Origin of the sequence: Rhodococcus jostii RHA1 (assembly GCF_000014565.1) — a bacterium.
Lineage (GTDB): Bacteria > Actinomycetota > Actinomycetes > Mycobacteriales > Mycobacteriaceae > Rhodococcus_F > Rhodococcus_F jostii_A.
The window spans coordinates 138,949-144,520 of the sequence record NC_008268.1; the positions used below are offsets into that span (position 1 = coordinate 138,949).

At 69.1% G+C, this 5,572-nt stretch carries 5 protein-coding genes; all 5 read right to left on the reverse strand.

The annotated features are described in order from the left end of the window. Nucleotides 1–3: 3 nt before the first annotated feature. The 5 genes from RHA1_RS00720 to RHA1_RS00740 all read right to left on the reverse strand — a co-directional run bounded on the left by RHA1_RS00720 (nucleotide 4) and on the right by RHA1_RS00740 (nucleotide 5,455). The gene (locus RHA1_RS00720; protein ID WP_011593457.1) at nucleotides 4–324 is read right to left on the reverse strand and encodes a hypothetical protein; all 321 of its coding nucleotides are present in this window, start codon (nucleotides 322–324) and stop codon (nucleotides 4–6) included. 5 nt (nucleotides 325–329) lie between these two features. Beyond that, on the reverse strand, nucleotides 330–719 hold the full coding sequence (locus RHA1_RS00725; protein WP_009472682.1) for a Zn-ribbon domain-containing OB-fold protein: 390 nt from the start codon (nucleotides 717–719) through the stop codon (nucleotides 330–332). A 276-nt stretch (nucleotides 720–995) separates the two neighbouring features. Next, a complete protein-coding gene (locus RHA1_RS00730) occupies nucleotides 996–3,353 on the reverse strand; it encodes an ATP-binding protein (RefSeq protein ID WP_011593459.1) in 2,358 nt (785 codons plus the stop codon). Nucleotides 3,354–3,428: 75 nt separating this feature from the next. After that, complete coding sequence (locus tag RHA1_RS00735; protein WP_011593460.1) at nucleotides 3,429–4,115, reverse strand: SDR family NAD(P)-dependent oxidoreductase; 687 nt, start codon at nucleotides 4,113–4,115, stop codon at nucleotides 3,429–3,431. A 119-nt stretch (nucleotides 4,116–4,234) separates the two neighbouring features. Continuing rightward, the gene (locus RHA1_RS00740) at nucleotides 4,235–5,455 is read right to left on the reverse strand and encodes a lipase family protein (RefSeq protein ID WP_009472685.1); all 1,221 of its coding nucleotides are present in this window, start codon (nucleotides 5,453–5,455) and stop codon (nucleotides 4,235–4,237) included. Between the last annotated feature and the right edge of the window lie 117 nt (nucleotides 5,456–5,572).

Sequence of the window (5,572 nt, forward strand, 5' to 3'; positions counted from 1 at the left end):
GGGCTACTGCACGCCCCACGCCTGCGCGAGGGACGTGCGCAGGTGACTTTTCATCGCACGGATCTTCTGGACATCGGTGGACTTCGGTGCGAGTCCCTCGAATACGAGTTCCATGAAGCGTCGGCGGCTGACACCGAATCGCTCCAGCAGTTCCGCCGCGCTGGCACCACCGAACGGTGCCCACTGGATCGCGAAGCTGATCATCCACCGGGCATCCGAGCTCACCGAGTGCATCTGCGCGAGCAGATCGCATCGGCGAAGCGCCAGGCGCAGCCAATCGGTGCCGAACGCTTCCTCCGGTTCCTCTGTGGTCTGGGTCGTCATGCCGCTCACCGCTGACCGGCGGAGCGGACCGCGAACACCGGCAACTGTTCCGCCGTCGACGCGGGACGGAACTCGACGCGAACCGGACAGTCGGACGGTGCCGGGACGTCGCCGTCGATCCAGGTGTACACCCACGGCCCCTCGTCGAGTTCGACGATCGCGATCGTGCAGGGGACGAGACCACGGTCGGTCTCGTTCACTTCACGGTGGACCACCTTCGAGGACACGATCGATCCGACGCCGCACGACGGGACCCGCTCGAGGTTCGAACCCTGACACGCGGAGCAGGTGGCCATCAACGGCGCGAGCAGGGTCGTGCAGTTGAGGCAGCGCTGGATCATCAGTTCGCACTTCTGGGCAAGTCCCTGCCAGCGGGTCATGCCGTCCGTGGTCATGCCGTCACCCCCGTGAATTCCTGCCCCACCACGTCGTCTGCCATTCGGTTTCCCCCGATCCACACAAGACACCGGTCGGTGTGCGCCCGACGGAGAATCGGGGGCCGTGGAAGTTGGGGGTCGGGCTTTCGGTGTGTTCGGGGATCAGTGGGCATCGGGGGGCCTCGGTCTGGAGCCGGATTGGGGGGACGCGTATGAGCATCCCGTCCGCGGCGGGGAAGTACAGCGGCTGAACGACCCGGGGACATACCTATTTCGTCCCGTGCGGGTGGCGGGTCAGGGGTGCGGGTCCTGTGCGTGTTCGACGATCCACGCCGCGATCTGGGTGCGCGAGTTGAACCCCAGTTTGGCGAGAATGTGCTCGACATGCCCCTGCGCAGTGCGCTGCGAGATCACCAACCGGGCGGCGATCGCCTTGTTGGTGAGCCCGTCGGCGACCAGTTCCGCGACCTGCCATTCGCGTCGGGTCAGGTGCGTCGCCCCGTTCGACGCCGACACCGTCTCCGGTGGCTGCTCGTCGAGCGCGTGGGCGACCGCATCGTCGAACGACGTGCGCATACCGTGGTCGAAGGCGTCGTCGAATGCGCGGTCCCCGATCACGGCGCGTGCCTGCTGCTCGCATTCCGCGTGGTGGACGAGCAGGTTCGGGTAGACGGTGCTCGGGTTGCCGACGGTCTGCGCGACGGCCTCCGCGGCGCCCATCAGTTCGGCGGCTTGCTGGGCCCGGCCGGAGCCGACGGCGACCCAGGCGAGCACCTCGAGTGCCCCGCAGGCGCTGATCCGGTCGTCGACCAGGTGGGACAGCCGCAGCCCCTGCTTCACGTAGTCGTCGGCGAGGGCGAGGTGTCCGCGCTGCCACGCCGCCATTCCCGCCGCCCACAGTGACCAGCCCCGGTAGACGGACTCGCCGTGGGCCTCGGTGAGCGCGAAGATCTCGGATCCGCACATCTTCGCCACCGCCCCGTCGCCCTGCATGCCGCTGACCAGTGCCACCCCGAGCAGTCCCCACGTCAGTTGGAGCAGGTTGCCCTTGTCGCGGAACTCGGCGAGTGCCTCCTCGAAGCAGACCCGTGCGCGGGGTAGGTCCCCGGCGAACATGGCGCAGCACCCGGCGGCGTGGACCACCAGGGCACGCATCAGTGTGTCCCCGTGCCGCTCGGCCAGGAGGACCCCCTCGTCGACCAGCGCTTTCGCGGCCTCGCGGTCGCCGTGCATGCCTGCGAGCACGCTGTCGACGTACAGCGCCTCGATCCGTTCCCTGCTTGCGCCGCCCGGGTGCCGTCCCAGCAGCTGGCCGAGCCAGCGGCGACCCTCGCGGAGCAGTCCCCTGGCACGCCAGTACGGGTACAGTGCGGCGGCGATCCGCAGCCCCGTCTCGGCCTCCCCCGGCTCGGTCAGGCAGAAATGGAGGGCCGCCCGCACGTTCAGCGTCTCCGCGTCGAGCCGGCTGATCCACATCGCCTGCCGGGGTCCGATCCATTCGGCCTCGCACTGCACCACCAATTGCTCGTACCAGTCGCGGTGCCGCCGGCGCAGCGACTGGTACTCCCCGGTCTCCTGCAATTTCTCGCGGCCGTAGTCGCGCACCGTCTCGAGCAGGTGGTATCGCACCGCCGGCCCGGACTCCTCGCGGATCAGGATCGACTTGTCGATCAACGACGCCACCACGTCGAGGACGTTCTCCACCGGCAGGTCGCCGGCGCAGATTCCCTCCACCGCGTCCAGTTCGAAGCCGCCGGCGAACACCGACAGTCTCGCCCACAGCTCCCGTTCCTCCTCGGTGCACAGTTCGTGGCTCCAGTCGACGCACAGCCGCAGGGTCTGCTGCCGGCTCGGCGCGCCCCGCGATCCGACCGTCAGCAACCGATAGCGGTCGGTCAGTCGCTGCAGGATCTGTTCCGCCGACATCACCCGCAGCCGCACCGCCGCCAGCTCGATCGCCAACGGCAACCCGTCCAGCTGGCGGCAGATCCGGGCCACCGCGACATGGTTGTCCTCGGTGAGTTCGAACTCCGGCACTGCCGTGGCCGCCCGCTCGACGAACAACGTCACCGCCTCGTACTGCGGCAGGCCCTGCAGTGACGAGCGTTCGGGTTCGGGCACGGTCAACGGCGGCACCCGCAGTACCGCCTCACCGCCGATGGCCAGCGGTTCGCGGCTCGTCGCGAGGATCCGTAACTCCGGGCAGCCCCGCAACAACGTCTCCGACAACGCGGCGGCCGCGGCGACCACGTGCTCGCAGTTGTCGAGCACCAGCAGCAGTTGCCGGGTGGCGAGGTACTCGGTCAGCAGCACCTCCGGGTTCCCGGAGCGCTGCTCGCGCAGTCGCAGTGCCGCCGAGACGGCGTCGACGAGTGTCGTGTCGTCGTCGAGCTCCCCCAGTTCGACCAACCACACGCCGTCCTCGAATGCGCGACTCGCATCGGCGGCCACCCGCAACGCCAGCCGGGTCTTCCCGACCCCGCCGATCCCGGCGAGCGTCACCAGACGGGACACGGACAGCAGGCGTCGCGCCTCGGTCACCTCACGGCGACGGCCGACGAAACTCGTCAGTTCGTGGGGCAGATTTCCCACTGTGCCCTTCACTGCCGCCGGCATCGCACCGTCACTCTCGACTCGCAGCCCCCTGCGCACACGGTACTCCCGGTGCGCGGCGGCAACGACGCTTTCGGCTGCGGGTCCGCGAGTTTCGGGGCCCCGCAAACGGGGTCACCGCGTCCAGCGGGTCGGCGCCCAGCGGCCGGTGTAGGACCGGATGCGGTTGGCGCGGCGAGCAGGCCGCCGCATGCCGGCCTCGGTCAGGCTGTGCGGGATCATGGCGATCCGGGTGCCGTCGACCACGTAGGCGGCCCCGGTGACGAACATTGCGGCCGGCGCGGTCAGGTACGACGCGACGGCGGCGACTTCCCTGTCGTCGGGGCCGGGGGATGCGAAGTCCGGTTCGACCGCGGGCACCACGACCGAATTGACCGTGATCGAGTATCGCGCCAATTCGGCGGCGAGCAGACCGGTGAGTCCGCCGAGCCCGGACGACGACGGGATGACGTTGACGATCCGGCCGCCCCCGCCGCTTGCGATCATGTACCGCACGGCGCGCTGGATGCACTCGACGGCCGTACTGCCCGGACAGCTGACGAGAACGCCGATTCCGCCCAGCTCACTGGCGAACTCGTCGACGGCGGCCGCGGAGTCGGGCAGGTCGGCCAGGTCCATGCGCTGCACGGCCGCGTTCACCGATCTGGACCGGACGTCGGCGGCAGTGGCTTCGGCGCTGTCCCGGTCCGCGGCGTAGGCGAGGCCGATGTGGAACCCGTCGTCCGCGAGTGCCAATGCGACCGCCCGGCCCATCGGCGAGTCCGATCCCGTCACGACAGCGGTGCGTGTGCTGGGGTGCATGGATTCGGAATACCCCCTGGTAGATCTGCTCAAACGCTCAACTTTCGGACTGTGCACGGGCAGAACACAATCCGGCGACGTGCCGCACAGGCGACCCGTCGCGGATCGGCGCCCACCGATCAGCAGTTGGACGGTGCGGGGTCGCCGCGGAACCGGGCGTCGAGGTAGTCCAGGGCGGTCGGCAGGCCCAGCACGGCGGTGGTCAGATGGTCGGGACTCGGGAACAGATCGGACTGCACCTTGGCGCCGGCGGCGCAGTATCGCGCGACGGTCGCCTCGATCGAGTCGATCGGAATGAGTACGTCTGTCGGGCTGTGCCATTCGAAGATCGGCGCGGTCGGTACCCCCGGATACAGCTCGACACTGTTCTCGTTCAGCACCTCCCAGGCCTGCGGGCTGCTCATGAGGTCGGTGGTCCTGGCGACCTCCGTCGCGCTGCGCCCTGCGCCTGCCGCGAGAATGCCGTTGGTGCACGCGTTGACCATCTCGTCGCGCATCGCCAGGCCGCGATCATTGAGTTGCTCGCTGATCGGCAGGCGGTCCGGGTACTCACGCTCGAGTCCGAGTGCCGCCGCCATCGCGAGACCGAACGCCGGATGCGGCTGCATGCCGAGACCGTTGGCCATCTTGCCGATGTTCATGGGCACACCGCCCTCGGCGACACCGACGATGTTCAGTTCCGGCGCGTACGTGGGTGCGAGCGCCGCGGCCCACGCCGACGCCATGCCGCCGCCGGAGTACCCGGCCAGCGCGACCGGGCTCTCCGCCACGGCGAGTTCGGGCACCCGCTGAACCGCGCGGATGCCGTCCAGGGTGATGGTTCCGCCGAGTCGCGCGGCACCGTACGCACTGTTCGGGCCGAGGTGATCGGGAAGCGCGACCGTCCAGCCGCGTTGCAGTGCGAGGTTCAGTGCCGGCGCCTCCTTGATCTGGAGGTCGGGGTCGTTCGAGTACAGGGTCCGAGACGGCGCGCACCTCGGTCCGAGCGCGTTGATGATGTGCTGATACGACAGCAGCGGCCCGTTCACCGGCCGGGTGCGGGGTACCAGCACGGTGGTGACCGACGAGATCGGGTGGTCCTCCGAGTTGGTGGTGCGGTACTTCACCTGCCAGACGTCGGTGTCGGGGAAGGCGAGCAACGGCGGCATCGGCCGGACCGCGAGCGGCTCGCCGACCGCCGTATCCGCCAGACCCTGCGGCTGCAGGTAGAAGGGATCAGGGTCGGAGGCGGGATAGATCGGCACGGCGGCCGCGACTCCGACGTTCGCGACGGTGGCGCAGGCGACGAATGCGGCACACAGTGCACCCGCGGTGAGGCTCGAGATACGTGAGCGCTTCATGCCGCCTCCTAGTTTGCGTAGAGATCGATTGTTACCGAGTTCGCAGGAGATATCGGTATTCGGGCCCGCCCGTTACGCCACTGCAATGCATGGCGGGCCCGCCGCAACGAAAACGGG